Source organism: Serratia sp. CY52157, from assembly GCF_052168495.1.
GTDB lineage: Bacteria > Pseudomonadota > Gammaproteobacteria > Enterobacterales > Enterobacteriaceae > Serratia > Serratia ureilytica.
The window spans coordinates 48,614-69,575 of record NZ_JBJNMO010000002.1 but is presented as its reverse complement, the minus strand read 5'-3'; the positions used below and the strand labels follow the sequence as shown (position 1 = coordinate 69,575).

The following is a 20,962-nucleotide window of genomic DNA, read 5'->3' as shown; positions in this document are numbered from 1 at the left end:
GCGGCGGCATGTTTCTTTTCTCCCTTCGTCCTGCCACAACGCTACGGCCGCCCGTTTTACTGGGCAGCCAGTTTGTTTTCAACATCGGCTTTTACGCGGTCGTCCCTTTTCTGGCGATATTCTTGCGCGACGACATGCGGCTCTCCGGCGGCGTTATCGGATTGATTCTCGGGTTGCGTACCTTCTCGCAGCAAGGGATGTTTATTTTGGGCGGCACGCTTTCTGACCGATACGGTGCAAAGGTCGTCATCCTGAGCGGCTGCATGATCCGCGTTGCGGGCTATTTGTTGCTGGCGCTTGGACAATCCCTGTGGCCCATTATTCTGGGGGCTTGCCTAACCGGCATCGGCGGCGCACTGTTCTCACCGTCGATTGAAGCGCTGTTGGCTAAAGCGGGCACTCACAGCGAGGTAAACGGAAAACGCAGCCGCGCGGAGTGGTTCGCGCTTTTCGCCGTGTGCGGCGAACTCGGCGCCGTGTTGGGCCCGGTTGTCGGCGCGCTGCTGACAGGGCTCGGCTTCCGCCAGGTGGCACTTGCAGGGGCTGGGGTCTTTGTTGTCGCCTTGGCGGTGCTGTACTTCTGCCTTCCTGCCGCTCATCGCAGCGAGCGGGCGCTAGAAAGAGTGCCCTGGTGGACGACATTCCGTCAGCCGCGTTTCGTCGCCTTTATCATCGCTTACAGTTCGTGGCTTTTAAGCTACAACCAGCTCTATTTGGCGCTACCGGTTGAAATTCAGCGAACGGGCGGCAGCGAAAAAGATCTCGGCCCGCTTTTTATGTTAGCTTCCGTCCTGATCATTGCCCTCCAGCTTCCGCTTGCACGTTTCGCACGGCGAGTAGGAGCGATCAAAATCTTACCGATGGGTTTTTTGCTGCTGTCTGCCGCTTTTGGGAGTGTGGCCATGTTCGCCGCGACACCGCCGCTGGCTGGCTGGCTGCGGTTAATGCCTTCGGCTTGTCTGGTCACGCTTTTAACGTTAGGGCAGATGCTACTGGTGCCGTCGGCTAAGGATCTGATCCCGCGGTTCGCCGATGAGTCGACGCTTGGCGCGCACTATGGCGCGTTAGCCACCGCCGGAGGCTTCGCGGTGCTGACCGGTAATTTGTTGTTTGGTCCGTTGCTGGATAAGGCGCTGGTACCTTCAACGCAGGCCATTTATCCCTGGCTGCTGTTGGCACTGTTTCCCTTGTGCAGCGCTGCGGCTATGACCGTGATTTGTCGTCCACTGCAAGGTGCATCGAACGCGAAAGCCTGAATAGGATGATGTGGCCTCATCCACAAAGTTTACGGTATATCATTTGGTTTCTTCATGATGATGTTTAGGTAAGAAACTTATTGATTGAACAAAAAAAATAAGAACGGGACCAGGTTAGGAAGTTATTTTTGAAAAAAACATTAATTCTCTCGCGATAGCATCCTCGATTAACAAGCCAAATAGTTACTTATCTAATTTTTTATAAAGCCTTACCATTGCAGAAAATATGGCCCTTTATAAAAACAGGTCTAGCAATTCTTAAACGCTCATTGCTATGATAATGATTATTTTGTAATTCATGGAATACCCGATTACACTATTACAAGCTTTATATTTTGTTGCGCACCTTGAATATCACGATTCAACCACATGATTTTATTATGAAATTACAAGGTACCACCACTTTTACTCGTTCGTTTGACTACCGTTTTAATTCATTTTGTTACATTTTATTTTTTGATAGCGGTAAGTCCGATATGAAAGCACGTATTTTAGGCTGGGAAAAATCTACCAGGGAAGAGTATGGTTATACATACTCTCTTTTCGGCGGGAGCGTGTGTACGCATCCCGATGTGGTTGACTTTTTGAGTAAGCGTCTTGCTCCCCCTGATTTTTATGTTTACAAACGGAAAGGTGATGTTATAGCTGCTGCTTTTTCACTAAATAATGAGCTTTCTCTTAAGAAGCATAATTACCCTATTTTTTTTGATGATATCATCATCCCGTTTAAAAAGGGCAGTGGAAAAATCTTAATGCCATTTAAGACAAAACAGCTATCTCATCATCATAAAGGGGACTTCTCCAATTGTATTCATTGGCAGAAATTAAAAAGGAAAACCTGTGTAGTCAAGGATGACTTTTCTAAGAAAACCCATAAAAAAAGACGAGCCGAATATGAATACTTCATTAATAACGGAGGGGAATGTTTATCTATTGATAAATTTTCTGACAAGGCGTTATCAGAGATTTATATTTCTTTATTTAAAAAAAGATGGGGTAAAAAGCTAGAATGTTATTCAGAGGAGATTCTATTAGACGTCTTTAGTGAGTTACGCCATCTGGTGTTTGGCCATGTACTGTTGATTAACGGGGTACCCTGCGCATATGACCTTGTATTTAAGGCCGAATGCAAAGAGTGGATTTTTTTTGACTGCCATAATGGTGGTGTTGATCAAGCCTTTGCCAACTATAGTGTGGGGAGTCTCCTCATGTATAAAAACATAGAGTTAGCGAAAAAGACAGGTAAAGAAAAAAATATTAAGACAATCTACTCGTTAGGCATGGAAGATCCAAGATGGGAGTATAAAAAGCAATGGTGCAACGTGTTAAGTTTAGGCAGATCCTTGATGCTTTGAAATAATAATTATTTTATTATTGATTTTAATAAAAATACAAAATCAAGACCTGGCGACACCATTCAATAATAACTGCCGCCAGTTTCTTTATAGAACCTTAATATTATCGATGAGTAAATTTCTCTCTATAAAACTTTCAATATCCTCTTTTGCCTGTAATAACGCAGCTGAAGAGGGCAAAGTAAACAAATGTTCGCTGTAGCCAAACAGCATTGCATCCAGTTGTCGTGCTGTACGGTGTACATCGACTCGCTGAAAAACGCCCTCCTCTATACCGGAGTCAATGATATAAGTTAATACCTTGTGCCATTCCTCTAAAAAGAATTGCATCTGTTCGGCATAAGCTCCGTTGTGGGAGGAAAGTAACCATAACGAACCATATAGTTTTCTGGTAGGGTCAGGTTCTTCTGAGATCATGCCATGAATGAACTCTTGAAGTTTCTGAATAGCTGGTAGCGGTGTGATGATAGTGCGAAACTCTGCCAATTCGCTGCGCATGAAATTAGCAACGGCTTCGATGCTCAACGATTGCCAATCTTTAAAGTAATGATAAATATGGCTTCTGGAGACACCAATATGCTCAGTAAGCTCACGCGTAGTGACGTTTTCAATGCCCTTTTCGATAAATAGCTCGACGACGCCATTCAATATTTTTTCTCTCATGAGCTCTGATTTAGCTTTCATTTAACCTCTCCCATTGACTTTGAGCAAGCGCTCAAATAGCATGCACTCATGTATTGAGCGGTTGCTCAATTTTTAATTTTAACAGAAAAAAACGTCATGAGCAGTCATAATATCGCAGCCCAAAAGCCAGTCGGAAGTGCAAGCAATACATTGAAATTACTGGCAAAAAGAAACAAGAAAAAGCTGTTCTTCACCTTTTTTCTGGTTGTTGCCGAAAACCTGACCTATCTTCTGTACCCGATTTTGGCTGGTATCGCCATCAATGCCATCATGGCCGGGCAGACGCTGAATGCAGTGCTTTACGGATTGATGATCTTATTTATCTGGTGTCTGGGAGCTGCACGTAGAAGCGTGGACACCCGCACTTTTGCCAAGATTTATGCTGCTCTGGCGGTTTCTGTTGTTATGGCGCAACGCAGAAATAATCTTAACCACTCTACCGTTGCAGCCCGGGTGACACTGTCCAGAGAATTTGTCGATTTCTTTGAGTTGCACTTACCTACGCTCATTACATCACTTTCATCGATGATAGGTGCAGCGGTAATGTTGTTGATCATCGAATTCTGGGCAGGGATTTCATGTTTGGCCATCTTGGTATTCCTGGCTTGTTTTCTGTCCGGATTTACCAGGAAAAATGAGGTGCTTTATAACAAACTGAACAATCGCCTTGAAAAAGAGGTCGACTTTGTTAACAAAGCTTCAACGTTATCTTTGAACCGGCATTATTCTACGCTTGCCAAGCTGCGCATAAGACTTTCTGATCGTGAAGCATTGGGGTATTTGTCGGTCGGTGGTCTTGTCGCCATGCTGTTTAGCCTGACGATTATATGGATGTCCAATTCAGTGAACATCAATGCTGGTCATATTTATTCGGTAATGACTTACTTATGGATGTTTGCCACAAGCCTGGATGATGGACCTCGATTACTGGAGAAGTATTCCGAACTCAAGGATATTGGTAGGCGTGTCAATACAGAATCAGAGTAAGTTGGACAGTGAGCTCACCCTTATTATTACATGATGCTTTTGACGTATAGAACCGTGTATATAAGGTGGGAAAGTGAACCGTAGTTTGATTCAGCATACTATAGCATTTTATGCTTTGCAGTCACATTAATCCATAACCGCTTTATAATTAATTTGGATGGTGTTATATGTCCCGTTTTTTTATTGAACGCCCCGTCTTTGCTTGGGTTATCGCACTATTTATTATACTTGGTGGCGTTCTTGCTATCCCCCAGTTACCGGTAGCTCAATATCCCGCTGTCGCACCACCCAGTGTGACAATATCTGTAACCTATCCTGGGGCAACACCGGATACCATGAATACATCCGTGATATCACTGCTTGAGCGTGAAATCTCTGGGGTAGATAACCTGCTTTATTTTGAGTCGTCCAGCGATACATCGGGTGTCGCTTCAATAACAATGACGTTTAAACCTGGTACTGATATCAAACTTGCTCAGGTAGACGTTCAGAACCAAATCAAGGTGGTCGAGGCGCGCCTTCCACAAGTTGTGCGGCAGAATGGAATAAACGTGGAGTCAGCCAACTCTGGCTTTCTGATGTTGATTGGTTTGAAATCACCTTCAGGCCAGTATCAAGAGGCTGACTTAAGTGATTATTTTGCTCGTCATATCACCGATGAACTGCGCCGCGTACCAGGTGTAGGTAAAGTTCAGCTTTTCGGCGCAGAAAAGGCAATGCGTGTCTGGTTGGACCCGATAAAAATGTTTAGCTACAAGCTATCGGTTAATGATGTCATTACCGCGATTAGCCGACAGAATCTACAGGTTTCACCCGGTCGGATTGGTGATGCTCCAGCTGCTATTGGGCAAAAAGTAACTTACCCTATTACTGTGAGCGGACAGCTTTCTTCTGTCGAAGAGTTTCGCAATATCACCCTTAAAGCGAATGTCAGCGGCGGTCGTTTAAAACTGGCTGATATTGCTCGCGTAGAGCAGGGCTTGCAAAGTTATGCATTTGAAACGCGTGAAAATGGCCAACCAGCAACCTCTGCTGCCATCAAACTATCACCGGGCGCTAACGCCATCAGTACGGCTGCAGGCATCCATGCGCGACTTAAAGAGCTTTCAAGCACGTTGCCACAAGGGATGGAATTTTCAGTCCCTTTTGATACTGCCCCGTTTGTAAAATTATCCGTACAGAAAGTCATCCAAACGTTCATTGAAGCAATGGTTTTGGTGTTCCTCGTTATGCTGCTTTTTTTGCATAAACTCCGTTGCACGCTTATTCCGGCTATCGTGGCACCGGTTGCATTGTTGGGCACGTTCACCGTTATGCTGTTCAGTGGTTTTTCCATCAATGTACTGACCATGTTTGGCATGGTGTTGGCAATCGGCATCATTGTAGATGATGCTATCGTAGTTGTGGAAAATGTCGAACGTCTGATAGAGGAGAAAGGGCTTCCTCCCAAGCAGGCGACACACCAAGCCATGGAAGAAATTACTCCCGCCATTGTCGGTATTACTCTGGTCTTGACCGCAGTATTTATCCCTATGGGGTTCGCCAGCGGTTCGGTGGGAGTCATTTACAAACAGTTTACGCTCTCTATGGCCGTATCTATTTTGTTCTCCGCGTTTTTGGCGTTGACGTTGACTCCAGCTTTATGTGCATCCCTGCTGAAAGCACATGAACTAAAAGAGAATCAATCGGGTCGCTTTTCACGTTGGTTTAATCGCAGATTTAATGCGTTAACTATTCGTTATGAAACGGGATTGATATATATATTGAAACGTGGGGGGCGAGTAATGTTACTTTATGTTGTCCTCTGCGGCCTGCTTTTTCTGGGGCTGAAAAAGCTCCCCTCATCGTTTTTGCCTGAGGAAGATCAGGGATATTTTATGTCATCAATCCAGCTTCCTTCCGACGCAACCATGGAGCGTACTCGTGAAGTTGTGAAACACTACGAGGCGGCGATAGCAACCCGTAGTGCCATCGAGAATAATGTCTCTATCCTTGGCTTTGGTTTTTCCGGTTCGGGCCAAAACACAGCGATGACATTTACAACACTAAAAGATTGGCCATATAGAAATGGGGCAACGGCTCAGGATGAGGCTCATTTTGCTGAGGCCGCAATGAAGGATATTGATGATGGTAAAACAACCAGTCAATTGCCACCGGCTATTTCTGATATGGGAACTTCCTCAGAGTTTATGATGTACATAGAAGATCGCGGTGGAAAAGGTTATCACGCATTGAAACAGGCAACCGATCAGCTTCTTGTGCACGCTAATCAAAGTAGGGTTTTGGGAGGGGTAGCTATTGATGGCTTACCTGAGGGTGTAAGTCTTTCATTAAAGGTCGATAGAGAGAAGGCCGAAACTTTTGGCGTATCATTTAATGAAATTGGCGAAGCGCTCTCTGCGGCTTCTGGATCTTACTATGTCAATGATTACACTGATAACGGCCGTGTTCAGCAGGTCATTATCCAGGCTGACATAGCTTACCGGATGCAACTCGCGGATTTACTCAAAATCTCTATCAAAAATAAAATGGGAGAGATGGTGCCTCTTTCAACATTCGTGTCTTCATCATGGACTTTGTCACCGCAGCAATTGAATCGCTATCAAGGGTATCCCGCACTCAGAGTGACAGGTAGTGCCGCTAATGGGCATTCTAGTGGAACTGCCATGGCAGAGATGGAGAGACTGGCAAGAGATCTCCCCGAAGGCTTTAAAGCTGAATGGGCAGGTAGTTCGCTCCAGGAAAAAGAGTCAGCTTCACAACTTCCATTGCTTATTTTGCTCTCTATTCTTGTTGTGTTCATGGTGCTGGCAGCCCTTTATGAAAGTTGGGCAACCCCTTTTGCCGTGATGTTGGTTGTGCCGTTGGGGCTTATCGGTGCGGTTTGCGCAGTCTTCATTGCTGACATGTCAAATGATGTGTTTTTTAGAGTCGGAATGATAACGATCATCGGGCTTTCTACTAAAAACGCCATTTTGATTATTGAGTTCGCCAGACAACTACGAATGCAAGGCATGGATATTATTTCCGCAATATTGCTGGCATCCCGGCAGCGATTGCGCCCTATTATGATGACTTCACTCGCCTTTACGCTCGGTGTTGTACCGTTAATACTCGCTACCGGCGCCAGTGATAAGACCCAGCACTCCATCGGCACTGGCGTTTTTGGCGGTATGATAAGTGGAACATTATTAGCCATATTCTTTGTTCCTGTCTTCTATCTATTCGTCATGCGTATGCTGGAAAAAGCAAAGCTATAACTTGCCTGAGCAAGGGGAGGAATGCCCTTTGCCAGCAATACGCATTACGATTCAGGACGGGAATGAAACACGGGAAGTTACCGAGCGCTGGCTGATGGAATATAACAACGAGCGGCCTCATGAACCCTTGAATAAGCTGACGCCGGAAGAGTACCGACTTATGGCTGAAAACCCGGAACTCTCAAAAAGTGCATGGAACTAAAACAGGTATGCTTACAGGGTATCTCCTACCGAACAGCGAATACCCCCATTGATACCCCCAGCTCACCGTGGATTTCTGTGAACGTGAGTAGACGAGCAGAGACAATAAGGTCCGTCAAACCGCGTATTATAAGGCTTTAAAGGGTATTTGAGTAGACTTGGGGAGACGTTAAAATAGGTAGGATGGTGCCGATAATAGGAGTCGAACCTACGACCTTCGCATTACGAATGCGCTGCTCTACCAACTGAGCTATATCGGCATCGAGTCGGGCCTGCGGGGCAAGCCGGAAGTGCGTTGAACAAGGTAGACCTGCGCGCGAAATGAGTCAATAGCCCGCCGGGGCGTTTGGTTGTTTTGCAAGCAACCAGACTGTCGTGCAGTCCCCCTTTTCCAAAAACAATCAGGGCGCAGCCCGCTGCGCCCTGACCTCTTTATTACCGCAATCCGGCCTTAGCTGCGCACCAGATCGTCGCCGTAGCCAATCCACTTGTAGGTGGTCAGCGCGTCCAGGCCCATCGGGCCGCGGGCGTGCAGTTTCTGGGTGCTCACCGCCACTTCCGCGCCCAAGCCGAACTGGCCGCCGTCGGTGAAGCGGGTGCTGGCGTTGACGTACACCGCCGAGGAGTCCACCGCGCGCACGAAGTGCTCGGCGCTGCTCAGCGAGCGGGTGAGGATCGCGTCGGAGTGGTTGGTGCCGTGAGTGCGGATGTGGTCGATGGCCTGATCGATATCGTCCACCAGCAATACGTTCAGATCCAGAGACAGCCATTCGTCGTCGTAATCCTCCGCGTTCACCGGCACCACCGTCGCAGGGCCGCCCTGCAGCAGCGGCAGCGCGTTTTCCGCCGCGTGCAGCGTCACGCCCGCCGCCGCCATTTTGGCGCTCAGCGCCGGCAGGAACTCGGCGGCGATGCTGCGGTTCACCAGCAGCGTCTCCAGCGAGTTACAGGCGCTAGGGCGCTGGATCTTGGCGTTTTCAATCACCGTCAGCGCCTTGTCGAAATCAACGTCGGCATCCACGTAGGTGTGGCACACGCCGATGCCGCCGGTGATCACCGGGATGGTCGATTGCTCGCGGCACAGCTTGTGCAGGCCGGCGCCGCCACGTGGGATCAGCATGTCGACATAGCGATCCAGGCGCAGCAGTTCGCTCACCAGCGCGCGATCCGGGCTGTCGATCGCCTGCACCGCCGCCGCCGGCAGGCCGCACTGTTCCAGCGCCTGCTGGATCACTTTCACCGTCGCCTGGTTGGTGTTGTGCGTCTCTTTACCGCCGCGCAGGATCACTGCGTTGCCGGTCTTCAGGCACAGGCTGGCGACGTCGATGGTGACGTTCGGCCGCGCCTCGTAAATCACGCCGATCACGCCGAGAGGCACCCGGCGGCGCTCCAGCTTCAGCCCGCTGTCCAGCAGGTTGCCGTCAAGCACGTGGCCGACCGGATCGTTCAGGCGGCATACCTGGCGCACGTCGTTGGCGATCGCCGCCAGCCGCGCCGGGGTCAGCAACAGGCGATCGAGCAGCGCTTCGCTCATACCGGTGGCGCGCGCCTGCGCCATGTCTTGTTCGTTCGCCAGCAGGATCGCTTCACTGTTGGCTTCCAACCTGTCGGCCATCACCGACAGCACCTGATTCTTCTTCGCCGTGCTCAGAACCGCCAGCTGCCAGGAGGCCTGCTTGGCGGCCTTCCCCATCTGCTCCAGCATGCTCACTCCTTAACTGACAATCATATCGTCGCGGTGCACTGCCACCGGACCGTATTCATAACCGAGGATCTCGCTGATTTCCTGCGAGTGGTGCCCGGCGATCATACGCATCGCGTCGCTGTTGTAGCGGCTGACGCCGTGCGCCAGATCGCGCCCCGCCTGGTTGCGGATGCGGATCACTTCGCCGCGCGAGAAGTCGCCCTTCACTTCGCGGATGCCTTTCGGCAGCAGCGAGCTGCCGCGCGCCATCATCGCTTCCACCGCACCGTCGTCGACGGTGATTTCACCGGCCGGCGGCGCGCCGAAGATCCAGCGCTTGCGGTTTTCCAGCGGGGTTTCCAGCGCGTGGAAACGGGTGCCCACCGGTTTGCCTTCGATCACGTCCGCCACCACGCCCGGCTTGCTGCCGGCAGCGATCACCACGTCGATGCCGGCGCGGCAGGCCACGTCGGCCGCCTGCAGCTTGGTGCCCATGCCGCCGGTGCCCAGACCGGAGACGCTGTCGCCGGCGATGGCGCGCAGCGCGTCGTCGATACCGTGCACTTCACGGATCAGTTCGGCCTGCGGGTTGTTGCGCGGATCGGCGGTGTAGAGGCCCTGCTGATCGGTCAGCAGCAGCAGTTTGTCGGCGCCGGCCAAAATGGCCGCCAGCGCCGACAGGTTATCGTTGTCGCCCACCTTGATTTCGGCGGTGGCGACGGCGTCGTTCTCATTGATTACCGGCACGATGCGGTTGTCCAGCAGCGCCGTCATGGTGTCGCGCGCGTTGAGGAAGCGCTCGCGGTCTTCCAGATCGGCGCGCGTCAGCAGCATCTGCCCGACGTGAATGCCGTAAATGGAGAACAGCTGTTCCCACAGCTGGATCAGCCGGCTCTGCCCCACCGCCGCCAGCAGCTGCTTGGAGGCGATGGTGGCGGGCAGCTCGGGGTAGCCCAGGTGCTCGCGCCCGGCGGCGATGGCGCCGGAGGTGACGATGACAATGCGGTGGCCCGCGGCGTGTTGCTGCGCGCACTGGCGCACCAATTCGACGATGTGGGCGCGGTTAAGACGCAGCGAGCCGCCGGTCAACACGCTGGTGCCCAATTTCACAACCAATGTCTGGCTGCCGTTCATAGTATTTCTGCCGTGTGTAATGATGAGAAGAAGAGTGCAAAGGTCTTTGTAACAGGAGAGACGCGTTATGCCAACAGGCACAACGCGAAATCAGCACAATACGTGGTCAAACGGGGTCAGGCGGAGAGTTTGATCAGTTTTTCTTTGAAATCGTCGGCGGGTTCCAGCCCCAGTTCCATGGTCGCCAGCAGCTCGCCCAGGCGGCGATGGAAGTCGCGCAGGGTGTCTTCCAGTTTGGCGCTCACTTCATCATCCTTAATGTTTTGCGCCGTCCAGTCGCCTTCTTTGTCGAACAGGCCGAATTGGTACGAATAGGTGAAGCGCGCCTCTTCCGCCTGCAGCTCCATCCACCAGCCCCAGAACTCACGCTTCTCCGGAGCGGGCTTTACATTGACGCAGACGGCCAAACAATCAAAGAAAAACCGGTCGTTCTCACATTGCCCTTCACGCAGGTACGGCCCCAAGCTGGCAAAACGTTTCATTAGTCGGCTTTTAGGGTGACCACTCGGTAACGTCATTCTCTAACCTCCTCAATGTAGACCACTCTTTTTAACAAACTGTTAAAATTTAGCAACTAATTAACGCATTTTGTCCTTCAGCCAGCCGGACATCTGCAGCAGCGCCCGATGGAAGCTATCGTAAACCGGGGTGCGCGGGATGGCGATCAGCTTGCCGCTCACCGAAGAGGTGACGATCAGCTGCGACTCCTCTTTCGGGCTGAGCGTATCGCGCTCCCAGTAGCCGGAGATCATCGGCGTCGGGCAGCGGCGCCCCAGCAGCCCCTGCATTTTCAGCGAGTAGCTGTTCAGTTCCACCTTCAGCACGTTGTCCGAGGCGTTAGCCATGCCCATGCGGCTGGCCAGCACGTCCATATACATGTCCGGCACGTTCAGCTGGGTGCTGCTGTCACACAGCAGGCGATGCACCACCGGTCCCAGGCAGGCCACGCCGCGCAGCCGCTGCGGCTCCAGGTAGGCCAATCGCACCGCCACGTTGGCGCCGAAACGGAAGCCGAAGGCGCTCACCCGCTGATGATCCACCCACGGCACCGAGGCCAACTGGATCAGCACCTGCTGGTGCAGGTAGCTGGAGTCCTGCGTCAGCTTCCATTTGCAGGAGGAGCCGATCGACGGCATATCGAGCGTCAGCATGGCGATGCCGTGCGGCGCCAGGTAGTCGCGGAACAGGCGGTGGTAGTCGGTCTGCAACGTGTCGAGGCTGCCGCACATCAGCACCGTCGGGAACGGCGCTTCGCCCTTCTCGGGCATGTGCAGGAAACCGGTGACGCAGCCGCCGCCTTCGATGCGGAACTCCAGCTCTTTCAGCTGATACGGCAACAGCAGCGCCGCCTCTTCGTAAGCGCGGTTGGCGAGCATCTCCGCCTGTTCAGCCAGCTCGTCACCCTTCAGGTGCGGGTAACCGGCGATGCTGTACAGGCTCGCGGCCTTCAGCCAGTACTCGCCGCCGACCAGCGGATCCTGCTGCTCCGTCGCCCGCTGCTGCCACTGCATGCCCTGATGGATCCACTCGTAGATCCAGTTGCCGTTGCGGTAGCCCACCACGGTATCCAGCCGCTGCGGATTGCTGCGCTCGGCGTCCGAGGCGGCGATGCGCGCCAGCACTTCGTGGATTTCGATCGGGCTGACGCCGCGCCAGGCCCACAGCAGCGGGTTCAGCATGCGATACCAGCTGCCGGTAGTGTCGCCTTCCAATGCGGAATGCATGGCGGCGCTCACTTTGTTGCGCGCGCGCAGCACCAGCGTCGAGGTTTCAGGGTGTTTGAATTTGGGCTTGAAAAGAATTTCAGAAAGGTTGGCCTGTGCCATGGTAACAACAGCCTCCGTAAATCTGGCGATAGGCCGCAAAAGGCCTACTTAACTGGAGGTAGTGTACCTAACTCTGGCGGGATAAACCAAGATAACGCAAACGCCCGGCATAACCGGGCGTTGGGCTGGAACTGGCTGGACTTAGCGACCGCCGATAGGGGGAACGAAGCTGACGCCCATGTCCCACGGCTGTTCGATCCAGGTATCCTGCGGGATGTCGACTTCGTAGTCGTCCACCAGCGGACGGCCCGCCGGCTTGGCGAAGATGGTGACGAAATGCGCTTTCGGATACATGTCGCGGATCGCTTTCGCGGTGCCGCCGGTATCCACCAGATCGTCCACCACGATGAAGCCTTCACCGTCGCCTTCGGCGCGCTTGAGCACTTTCATTTCGCGCTGGTTGTCATGGTCATAGCTGGAAATGCAGACGGTATCCACATAGCGGATGCCCAGCTCGCGCGCCAGCAGGCCCGCCGGCACCAGGCCGCCGCGGCTGACGGCAATGATGCCCGTCCATTTGTCGGCAGGCAGCAGGCGGTGCGCCAGCTTGCGTGCGTGTATTTGCAGCATATCCCAGGTAACAACGTATTTTTCGCTCATAGAATCGTGTCCCAGCCGGCTGGTGAAGCGGCTTACTTTATAGTTCAGGGGAAAAAAGGTTGCGCGAGATTATAGAGACTGGCCGCGTTGAATTCCAGCTGTACCGAGGAAAACCTCGCGATTTCCGCCGGGCGGCTTTTCGGTGATTGATGCTGAAAAAACGAGCGTTCCCGCCGCGAAGCCGTGTGATCAAGCGCTTAAACCGCACAATACGGGGCGCGCACCGCCGGAAATAAAGTGATATTCTCTGACGATCGTGCCACGACGCACAGATACCCGCTCACCTTAACCGCGCGGCACGCCCGTCCTGTCGGAGCTTGCCGTCACAGGAGACTTATAGTGTCTGAATTGTCTCAGCTTTCGCCACAGCCGCTGTGGGATATTTTCGCCAAGATCTGTTCTATCCCGCACCCTTCTTATCATGAAGAAGCGCTGGCGCAGCACATCCTCACCTGGGCCAAAGAAAAGAACCTGCACGCCGAGCGCGATCAGGTCGGCAATATCCTGCTGCGCAAACCGGCCACCAAAGGCATGGAAAATCGCAAGCCGGTGGCGCTGCAAGCGCACCTGGACATGGTGCCGCAAAAGAATAACGACACCGTGCACGACTTCGCCAAGGATCCGATCCAGCCTTATATCGCCGGCGAGTGGGTGAAAGCGCGCGGCACCACGCTGGGCGCCGACAACGGCATCGGCATGGCCTCCGCCCTGGCGGTGCTGGCCGACGACAGCGTTGAGCACGGCCCGCTGGAAGTCCTGCTGACCATGACCGAAGAAGCGGGGATGGACGGCGCCTTCGGGCTGCAGCCGAACTGGCTGCAGGCGGACATCCTGATCAATACCGATTCCGAAGAAGAAGGCGAAATCTACATGGGTTGCGCCGGCGGTATCGACTTCATCACTACCCTGCCGCTGCAGCGCGAAGCGGTGCCGGCCGGTTACCAAACCCTGAAGCTGACCCTCAAGGGCCTGAAAGGCGGCCATTCCGGCGCCGAGATCCACGTCGGGCTGGGCAACGCCAACAAACTGCTGGCGCGCTTCCTGTTCGCCCATGCGGAGGCGCTGAACCTGCGCGTGCTGGACCTGAACGGCGGCACCCTGCGCAACGCCATCCCGCGTGAAGCCTCCGCGGTGGTAGCGGTGCCGGCAGAAAAAGCCGACGCGCTGAAAGCACTGAGCCAAGAGTTCCTGGCCGTGCTGCAGAACGAACTCTCCGCCAAAGAGAAGAACATCACCGTGCTGCTGGAGCCGACCACCAGCGCTTCGCAGGCGCTGAGCGCCGACAGCCAGCAACGCTTCCTGGCGCTGCTGAACGGCACGCCGAACGGCGTGATCCGCATGAGCGACGCGGTCAAAGGCGTGGTGGAAACCTCGCTGAACGTCGGCGTAGTCACCACCAGCGAAAACGAAGCGGAAATCATCTGCCTGATCCGCTCCCTGATCGACAGCGGCAAAGATTATGTGGTCGAGATGCTGACCGCGCTGGGCCAGTTGGCCGGCGCCAACGTGGCGCCGAAGGGTGGCTACCCGGGCTGGCAACCGGACGCCGACTCGCCGGTGATGCACCTGGTGCGCGAGCTGTATCAGGAGCTGTTCAACAAGACGCCGAACATCATGGTGATCCACGCCGGCCTGGAATGCGGTCTGTTCAAAAAGCCGTATCCAAACATGGACATGGTATCGATCGGGCCAACCATCACCGGCCCGCACTCGCCGGATGAGCAAGTGCATATCGAAAGCGTCGGTCTGTACTGGAAGCTGCTGACCTCGCTGCTGAAAGCGATCCCTGAGCGCGCGTAATCTGCGCGCTTAACGCAAAAAGCCGGCAACTCGCCGGCTTTTTTATTCCCAAGGCAGCGCCAGCTGCCGCTCCAGCTGCGGATCGAGCAGCGTCACATGCAGCCCCACCAGCCGCACGCCGCGCCCTTCGCGCCGCTCGCGCCACGCCTGCCGCGCCACCTCCAGCAAATCCTGCCGGTTCAGCACCGGGAAGACGTGCTCCTGGGTGGTTTGCTGAAAATCCTGAAACTTCAGCTTCACGCCCTGCCGGGCGATGTGCAGATCCGGCTTTACCTTGCGCAGCCGCATCTCCAGCTCGGGATAGAGTTTGTCGATAATCAGCGTTTCGCAGTCTTCCCAGTCGTGAATGTCTTCCGCCAGCGTGCGCTCCACCCCCACCGATTTGCGCAGCCGCTCCGCCGAGATTTCGCGCCGATCGATGCCCTGACACCGCTCCCACAACACCCGGCCAAACTTGCCGAAGCGCTTGAGCAGCTGCGCCAAATCGTATTGCTGCACGTCGGCGCAGGTGATGAGCCCCACTTCCTCCAGCCGTTTGGCGGTCACCTTGCCGACGCCGGGGATCTTGCTGAGCGGCAGCTGCTGCAAAAACGCCGGCACCTGCGCCGGCGTGATCACGTATTGCCCGTTCGGCTTGTTCATCTCGGAGGCGATTTTGGCGAGAAACTTGATCGGCGCGACGCCGGCCGACGCGGTCAGGTTCAGCTCGTCGGCAATCGCCTGACGGATTTCCTGGGCGATCAGCGTCGCCGAACCGTTGCATTGCGGGCTGTCTGTCACGTCGAGATAGGCTTCATCAAGCGACAGCGGCTCGATCAACGGGGTATAGCGGGCGAAGATTTCACGGATGTGCAGCGAAGCCTCTTTATAGGCCGCCATGCGCCCCGGCAGCAGGGTGAGATGCGGGCACAGCTTGAGCGCCATCGCCGTGGACATGGCGCTGTGTACGCCATAGCGCCGCGCCGGGTAGTTGGCGGTGCTGATCACCCCGCGCCGATCGGCGCTGCCGCCAATCGCCAGCGGAATATCGCGCAGGCTGGGATCGTCGCGCATTTCCACCGCCGCGAAGAAGCAGTCCATATCGACATGAATGATTTTACGCATCGCACCCTCCAGTAACACTGTATAAGTATACAGTCAGATACCGAAAGCTCAAGGCCGCGGAGCTCGAGGAAAGCGGCGTTTCCGCCAGATATTTCCGCGTTGTTAAAAAAGCTTAATTTTTCAATAGTATGATTTCCGCCATCCCGTGCGGCTCTCCACAACGATAACGACAAGGTATCCTACATGATCAGATTTTCTCATTTGCTGCTGGCTTCCGCGCTGTCGCTGAGCGCGCTGGCGGCCAGCGCCGCCGCCGGTCATGCGCCGGCGATCGTCGCCCACCGCGGCGGCACCGCCGATGCGCCGGAAAACACCCGCATCGCTATCGAAACGGCGTTGAAAAACGGCGCCGACGCCATTTGGATCACCCTGCAAGAATCCAAAGACGGCGTCATCGTGCTGTATCGCCCCTCGGATCTGAAAGCGTTGACCAACCGGCAGGGCCCGGTCTCTGCCTATACCGCCGCGCAGCTGGCCGAGACCGACGCCGGCTGGGCCTTCGCCAAGGGTGACGCCCACCCGTTCCGCGGCCGGGGCATCGGCATTCCGCGCCTCGACGACGTGCTGAAGGCGTTTCCGCACGTCACCTTTTATCTGGACATCAAATCCCCGGACGCCGATCCGGCGCAGTTTGGCCAGGCGCTGCTGGCGACGTTGCAAAGCACCAACAGCCTGAACCGCACCCGCGTCTACTCTACCGACGCCAAATACCTGCAGGCGCTGCCGCCGGCCATCCCGCGCTTTGAAAGCCGCGACGAGACCCGCACGCTGCTGGCCAACGTCACCATGGCGCACCAGTGCGACGTCAAACCGGACAACCAGCAGCCGCGCTGGTACGGGCTGGAGCTGAAGCGCGAGGTGGAGGTGGTAGAGAAATATACTCTCGGCGAAGGGCGTTCGAAGGCATTTCTGACCTGGGATAAAGAGTCGATGGACTGTTTCCGCTCGCAGGGCCCGGCGCACATCATCCTGTTCGGGGTCAACTCGCCGCAGGAATATCAGCAGGCGCTGGCGCTGGGCGCCGACGGCGTGATGGTTAACTCCCCGGCCGAGGCGAAAAGCTTCCGCAAGGCGAAATAAATAACCGGCTACGGCATAAGGCGGTTCGACATCCCACCTTATGCCCGTATGGCTTTCAACGTCCGTTAGCGAGCAGGAACTACCTGGATGATGCCATTTTCATTGCGAACACTAAACCCAACGCCGAATAGCCGGGCGGCAGGCTCAAGGCCTTTATTTCGTTTATCCGGCGACAACAGCGTCACCGATACCCCGTAAGACTTCCCGTCTTCGAATTTATAATTATCATCGGGAATGCACGTAGCCGCGGTGACCGCAGGCATCTCGTTATCCGTGAAGTGCTTGCCGAAGATAGCGTTGGCATTGCCGATTTCTTCGATAATAACGCCGGCCAACCGCTCGTCCCCTTCAGGTTGAACCCGCACACAAACGTGGTTATCAACGACAGTGACGTTGGCCGCGTAGTTTTTTGGCCTCGGATCGTTCATGTGCATGCAGCCGGCGAGCAGCAAAGCCAGTGTTCCAACCAAAATAATGCGGTTCATCCTGTTACCTCTGCTTAAGAAACTGAGAAAGCGTATATTCGTATTTTCTGGCGATCGTTTTATCCGTTACGCCCTGAAAATTCACGCCATTGTTAATCGCGCCCAGCCAGATAGTGTAACCATACTTCTTCAGGAACCAATAATCAGCGATGATAGAAGCTTGCTGTTCCATGGAGTAGTTATACAACAGCTGTTTACCATCGAGTCGATATTTGTATTCAGCAGCCCAACTCAATAAACCTCGGGTTCTCACCCACATACCTTTTTGGTGCTGCCAGACATGGCTCATTTCGTGGATAAATACATGCTGGAAACCTGCAGCGGCCGTGGAAAAATCAGCCTTATATAAGGCTTGTCTAAACCAGACTTCTCCGTTGGGTGCCATCGCCGTTCTGCTGGCTTGCAGCCCAAACGGCAGATAGCTATCGCAGTGAACAAAGACTTTCTCATAGAAAACTGACCTGCCAAACACGGAACGGGCCAAATTAATTTCACCCACCGTTAACACCCGTTTTATCCCTTCTTGTTGTTGTCCCATCCTGGAACTCCCTAAATCCAAAATAAACCTAATGAGACGATATTTTAACCAATCGAGTCAACAGACTAACCTGCTGAGAACTATCAGGAAGATCCGAATGATTCTAAAATGAGAGATGTATCAACCTTACGATTTAATCCTGAGCAAGATTAAAGATTACGATGGGCGTTTTAGCGATTTCTTTAAATCAAAAGAAGTCTGGTTCTGGCAGGTGAGGTGATATGAAACGGATAGCAGCAATTATTGCCGGTGCGATAATAGGTATTGGCCTCATGCTCCTGGCTTTTCCCTTTCTCTCAGACTGGATTATTGGCCACATTGAGGGCGAGGATCAGATGTCGGCTAACTTCAAGTTGCTGGCGATTGGCCTGATGTTGTGCTGTTTCATGGGCAGTGCACTCGGTAATCTGGCCTATTCAAAATCAAATAACTCCCCCAAATAAAAAACCCGGTCAAGGCCGGGTTTTCGCTACAGCTACAGAATGCGGTGCTTTTCCAACTGCTCGCGCCGCTGCGCCGCTTTGGCTTCGCGCTTTTTGCGCGCATCGCACGGCTCCGGGCAGTCGCAGACTTTCTCCATGCCCAGCGCGGTGATGCCGCCGCAGCTGCCCTGCAGGCTTTTGCGTTTGAACACATAGCCCAGCGACATGCCGCCGACGATCAGCAGAAACAACACGAAGGTAGCGGCGAATACCGTCAACATAGCAACCTCACGAACGCTTTTTCAGATAGGGCTTGAACGCGTCTGAATAACGCTCCTCAAAGCCGTCGGCGGTTTTCACGATCATGAACACCGGGATGCCGAGCAGGTTGGCCAGCGCCATGCCGCGCTCCGGCCCCATCACGTTCAGGCCGGTGGACAGGCCGTCGGCGGTCATGCAGGTCGGGCTCAGCACGGTGATCGACACCAACCGATGATGGATTGGGCGCCCGGTGATCGGATCGATGGTGTGCGAATAGCGCACCCCGTCTTGCTCGAAGTAGTTGCGATAGTCACCCGAGGTGGCGATCGACATCTCCCCGGGTTGGATCACCAGCTGCGCCTGCTGCTGCGTACCGGCGGTCGGGCGCTCGATGGCGATGCGCCACGGCTTTTGTTCGCCGTTATGCCCGCGCGTGCGCACCTCGCCGCCGATATCCACCATGTAGTTCTTCACATGCCGGGACTGCAGATATTCCGCCACCACGTCCACGCCATACCCTTTGGCGATCGACGACAGATCGACGTACAGCTCAGGGATGCTTTTCACCAGCGCGCTGCCCTGCACCGACAGTTTGTCGGCGCCGGTCCAGGCGCGGCGATGCTCCAGCTCCGCCTCGCTCGGCACTTTGTCCGGCCGCCCTTCCGGGCCGAAGCCCCACAGGTTGACCAGCGGCCCGACGGTCACGTCCAGCGCGCCATCGGTGACGCGGTTGATGCGCAGCGCTTCGCGCACCACTTCGGCGGTGGCCGGCGAAACCGGGAACGGCCGGTCAATGTCGCGGCTGGCGTTGAAGCGGCTCAGCTCGGAATCCGGCCGGTAGGTGGACATCTGATCGTTCACCTGCTCCAGCCGTTTGTCGATCTCCGCCTGCATCTCGCGCGCCGACGGCGTATCTTCGCCGGTCACGTAACGGATCGAATACGAGGTGCCCATGGTTTTACCCGTCAGGTCCACCTGTTCCGGCCCGCAGCCGGTCAGCAGCAGGGTGGCGCTCAGCGCCACGCCCGTCAGCCAGTTCTTCATCGCCAATGCGCGCATTTAGCCACCAAAGTCATCCAGCATGATGTTTTCGTCTTCGACGCCCAGATCTTTGAGCATCTTGATCACCGCGGCGTTCATCATCGGCGGCCCGCACATGTAAAACTCGCAGTCCTCCGGCGCCGGGTGGTTCTTCAGGTAGTTCTCCAGCAGAACATTATGGATAAAGCCGGTGTAGCCGGTCCAGTTATCTTCCGGCTGCGGATCCGACAGCGCCACGTGCCAGGTGAAGTTTTCGTTCTCCGCCTGCAGCTGGTTGAAGTCGTCTTCATAGAACATCTCGCGCAGCGAACGCGCGCCGTACCAGAAGGTGATCTTGCGTTTCGAGTTCAAACGCTTGAGCTGATCGAAGATGTGCGAACGCATCGGCGCCATGCCCGCGCCGCCGCCGATAAAGATCATTTCGGCGTCGGTGTCCTTGGCGAAGAACTCGCCGAACGGCCCGGAGATGGTCACCTTGTCGCCCGGCTTCAGCGACCAGATATAGGAAGACATAATGCCCGGCGGCACGTCCGGATTGTTGGGCGGCGGCGTGGCGATACGCACGTTGAGCATGATGATGCCCTTCTCTTCCGGGTAGTTGGCCATCGAGTAGGCGCGCACCGTGGTGTCGTTCACCGTCGAACGGTAGCGGAACAGGTTGAACTTGTCCCAGTCGCCGCGATACTCCTGCGGCACGTCGAAGTCGGCGTAACTGATGTCGTGCGCCGGCGCTTCGATCTGGATGAAACCGCCCGCGCGGAACGGCACGTCTTCGCCATCGGGGATCTTCAGCTTCAGCTCTTTGATAAAGGTGGCTTTGTTATCGTTGGAGATAACCTCGCACTCCCATTTCTTCACGCCGAAGATCTCTTCCGGCAGCTCGATCTTCAGGTTCTGCTTCACGTTCACCTGGCACGCCAGGCGGCACCCTTCTTTCGCTTCGCGCTTGTTGATGTGCGAGAGCTCGGTCGGCAGGATATCGCCGCCGCCCTCTTTGATCACCACCCGGCACTGGCCGCAGGAGCCGCCGCCGCCGCAGGCCGAGGAGACGAAGATCCCCTGGCTGGAGAGCACGTTGAGCAGCTTGTCGCCCGCAGGCGCATGGAAGCTTTTATCCAGATCGCCATTGATTTCCACCGCGATGTCGCCGGTGTTCACCAGCTTCGATTTGGCGAACAGGATCAGCAACACCAGCACCATCACGATGGCGGTGAACATCGCTACGCCTAAAATAATTTCCATAA

General features: G+C 54.7%; 19 protein-coding genes, 1 tRNA gene and 1 pseudogene. 8 read left to right on the top strand and 13 right to left on the bottom strand.

Annotated elements, in window-relative coordinates:
• The first annotated feature begins 8 nt into the window (after nucleotides 1-8).
• Nucleotides 9-1,256 (top strand): MDR family MFS transporter, encoded by a 1,248-nt coding sequence (locus tag ACJ8IP_RS10015; protein ID WP_442524388.1) that lies wholly within the window; start codon nucleotides 9-11, stop codon nucleotides 1,254-1,256.
• Nucleotides 1,257-1,636: 380 nt separating this feature from the next.
• On the top strand, nucleotides 1,637-2,611 hold the full coding sequence (locus ACJ8IP_RS10010; RefSeq protein WP_089191226.1) for a hypothetical protein: 975 nt from the start codon (nucleotides 1,637-1,639) through the stop codon (nucleotides 2,609-2,611).
• A gap of 87 nt (nucleotides 2,612-2,698) precedes the next feature.
• Here the strand turns inward: ACJ8IP_RS10010 and ACJ8IP_RS10005 are convergent, their stop codons facing one another.
• Nucleotides 2,699-3,295, bottom strand: coding sequence for a TetR/AcrR family transcriptional regulator (locus tag ACJ8IP_RS10005; RefSeq protein WP_089191225.1), 597 nt, complete (start codon nucleotides 3,293-3,295; stop codon nucleotides 2,699-2,701).
• A 96-nt stretch (nucleotides 3,296-3,391) separates the two neighbouring features.
• Here ACJ8IP_RS10005 and ACJ8IP_RS10000 point away from each other — a divergent pair, with 96 nt between their 5' ends.
• The 3 genes and pseudogenes from ACJ8IP_RS10000 to ACJ8IP_RS09990 form a co-directional block, all read left to right on the top strand.
• Nucleotides 3,392-4,282 (top strand): ABC transporter six-transmembrane domain-containing protein, encoded by an 891-nt coding sequence (locus ACJ8IP_RS10000; protein ID WP_089191224.1) that lies wholly within the window; start codon nucleotides 3,392-3,394, stop codon nucleotides 4,280-4,282.
• Between the two features lie 167 nt (nucleotides 4,283-4,449).
• Nucleotides 4,450-7,542, top strand: coding sequence for a multidrug efflux RND transporter permease subunit (locus ACJ8IP_RS09995; protein WP_089191223.1), 3,093 nt, complete (start codon nucleotides 4,450-4,452; stop codon nucleotides 7,540-7,542).
• 61 nt (nucleotides 7,543-7,603) lie between these two features.
• Nucleotides 7,604-7,744 (top strand): annotated as a pseudogene (locus ACJ8IP_RS09990) (integrase core domain-containing protein); the annotation flags it as partial.
• 183 nt (nucleotides 7,745-7,927) lie between these two features.
• Here the strand turns inward: ACJ8IP_RS09990 and ACJ8IP_RS09985 are convergent.
• The 6 genes from ACJ8IP_RS09985 to gpt form a co-directional block, all read right to left on the bottom strand.
• Nucleotides 7,928-8,003: transfer RNA gene (locus ACJ8IP_RS09985), tRNA-Thr, on the bottom strand.
• 191 nt (nucleotides 8,004-8,194) lie between these two features.
• Nucleotides 8,195-9,448 carry a glutamate-5-semialdehyde dehydrogenase gene (gene proA / locus ACJ8IP_RS09980; RefSeq protein ID WP_046688293.1) on the bottom strand — a complete coding sequence of 418 codons (1,254 nt, stop codon included), beginning with the start codon at nucleotides 9,446-9,448 and terminating at the stop codon, nucleotides 8,195-8,197.
• A gap of 9 nt (nucleotides 9,449-9,457) precedes the next feature.
• Nucleotides 9,458-10,561, bottom strand: coding sequence for a glutamate 5-kinase (gene proB / locus ACJ8IP_RS09975; RefSeq protein WP_033651028.1), 1,104 nt, complete (start codon nucleotides 10,559-10,561; stop codon nucleotides 9,458-9,460).
• A gap of 116 nt (nucleotides 10,562-10,677) precedes the next feature.
• Nucleotides 10,678-11,079, bottom strand: coding sequence for a sigma factor-binding protein Crl (crl, locus tag ACJ8IP_RS09970; protein ID WP_033641981.1), 402 nt, complete (start codon nucleotides 11,077-11,079; stop codon nucleotides 10,678-10,680).
• 60 nt (nucleotides 11,080-11,139) lie between these two features.
• Nucleotides 11,140-12,387, bottom strand: coding sequence for an esterase FrsA (gene frsA / locus ACJ8IP_RS09965; protein WP_033651026.1), 1,248 nt, complete (start codon nucleotides 12,385-12,387; stop codon nucleotides 11,140-11,142).
• 141 nt (nucleotides 12,388-12,528) lie between these two features.
• Nucleotides 12,529-12,987 carry a xanthine phosphoribosyltransferase gene (gene gpt / locus ACJ8IP_RS09960; protein WP_033651025.1) on the bottom strand — a complete coding sequence of 153 codons (459 nt, stop codon included), beginning with the start codon at nucleotides 12,985-12,987 and terminating at the stop codon, nucleotides 12,529-12,531.
• Between the two features lie 339 nt (nucleotides 12,988-13,326).
• Here gpt and pepD point away from each other — a divergent pair, with 339 nt between their 5' ends.
• Nucleotides 13,327-14,787: a beta-Ala-His dipeptidase gene (pepD, locus tag ACJ8IP_RS09955; protein ID WP_046688291.1), complete on the top strand. Its 1,461-nt coding sequence runs from the start codon at nucleotides 13,327-13,329 to the stop codon at nucleotides 14,785-14,787.
• A gap of 42 nt (nucleotides 14,788-14,829) precedes the next feature.
• On the opposite strand, the gene dinB is transcribed toward pepD, so the two are convergent.
• Nucleotides 14,830-15,891 carry a DNA polymerase IV gene (gene dinB, locus ACJ8IP_RS09950; RefSeq protein ID WP_033641978.1) on the bottom strand — a complete coding sequence of 354 codons (1,062 nt, stop codon included), beginning with the start codon at nucleotides 15,889-15,891 and terminating at the stop codon, nucleotides 14,830-14,832.
• A gap of 183 nt (nucleotides 15,892-16,074) precedes the next feature.
• Between dinB and ACJ8IP_RS09945 the strand changes: the two genes are divergently transcribed.
• Nucleotides 16,075-16,971, top strand: a complete 897-nt coding sequence (locus tag ACJ8IP_RS09945; RefSeq protein WP_164107225.1) for a glycerophosphodiester phosphodiesterase family protein — start codon at nucleotides 16,075-16,077, stop codon at nucleotides 16,969-16,971.
• Nucleotides 16,972-17,036: 65 nt separating this feature from the next.
• On the opposite strand, the gene ACJ8IP_RS09940 is transcribed toward ACJ8IP_RS09945, so the two are convergent.
• Together ACJ8IP_RS09940 and ACJ8IP_RS09935 are read right to left on the bottom strand one after the other, a co-directional pair.
• On the bottom strand, nucleotides 17,037-17,456 hold the full coding sequence (locus tag ACJ8IP_RS09940; RefSeq protein WP_164107226.1) for a putative T6SS immunity periplasmic lipoprotein: 420 nt from the start codon (nucleotides 17,454-17,456) through the stop codon (nucleotides 17,037-17,039).
• Nucleotides 17,457-17,460: 4 nt separating this feature from the next.
• Complete coding sequence (locus ACJ8IP_RS09935) at nucleotides 17,461-17,994, bottom strand: type IV secretion protein Rhs (RefSeq protein WP_164107227.1); 534 nt, start codon at nucleotides 17,992-17,994, stop codon at nucleotides 17,461-17,463.
• A gap of 221 nt (nucleotides 17,995-18,215) precedes the next feature.
• On the opposite strand from ACJ8IP_RS09935, the gene ACJ8IP_RS09930 reads away from it, so the two are divergent.
• Nucleotides 18,216-18,437: a hypothetical protein gene (locus tag ACJ8IP_RS09930; RefSeq protein ID WP_046688287.1), complete on the top strand. Its 222-nt coding sequence runs from the start codon at nucleotides 18,216-18,218 to the stop codon at nucleotides 18,435-18,437.
• Between the two features lie 32 nt (nucleotides 18,438-18,469).
• Here ACJ8IP_RS09930 and nqrM read toward each other — a convergent pair whose 3' ends face one another.
• From nqrM to nqrF, 3 genes are read right to left on the bottom strand one after another with little or no spacing between them, the layout of a single operon-like run.
• A complete protein-coding gene (gene nqrM, locus ACJ8IP_RS09925; protein WP_016928987.1) occupies nucleotides 18,470-18,697 on the bottom strand; it encodes a (Na+)-NQR maturation NqrM in 228 nt (75 codons plus the stop codon).
• A 7-nt stretch (nucleotides 18,698-18,704) separates the two neighbouring features.
• Nucleotides 18,705-19,736: an FAD:protein FMN transferase gene (locus ACJ8IP_RS09920; RefSeq protein ID WP_033651019.1), complete on the bottom strand. Its 1,032-nt coding sequence runs from the start codon at nucleotides 19,734-19,736 to the stop codon at nucleotides 18,705-18,707.
• Complete coding sequence (nqrF, locus tag ACJ8IP_RS09915; RefSeq protein ID WP_033634097.1) at nucleotides 19,737-20,960, bottom strand: NADH:ubiquinone reductase (Na(+)-transporting) subunit F; 1,224 nt, start codon at nucleotides 20,958-20,960, stop codon at nucleotides 19,737-19,739.
• Nucleotides 20,961-20,962 lie beyond the last annotated feature (2 nt).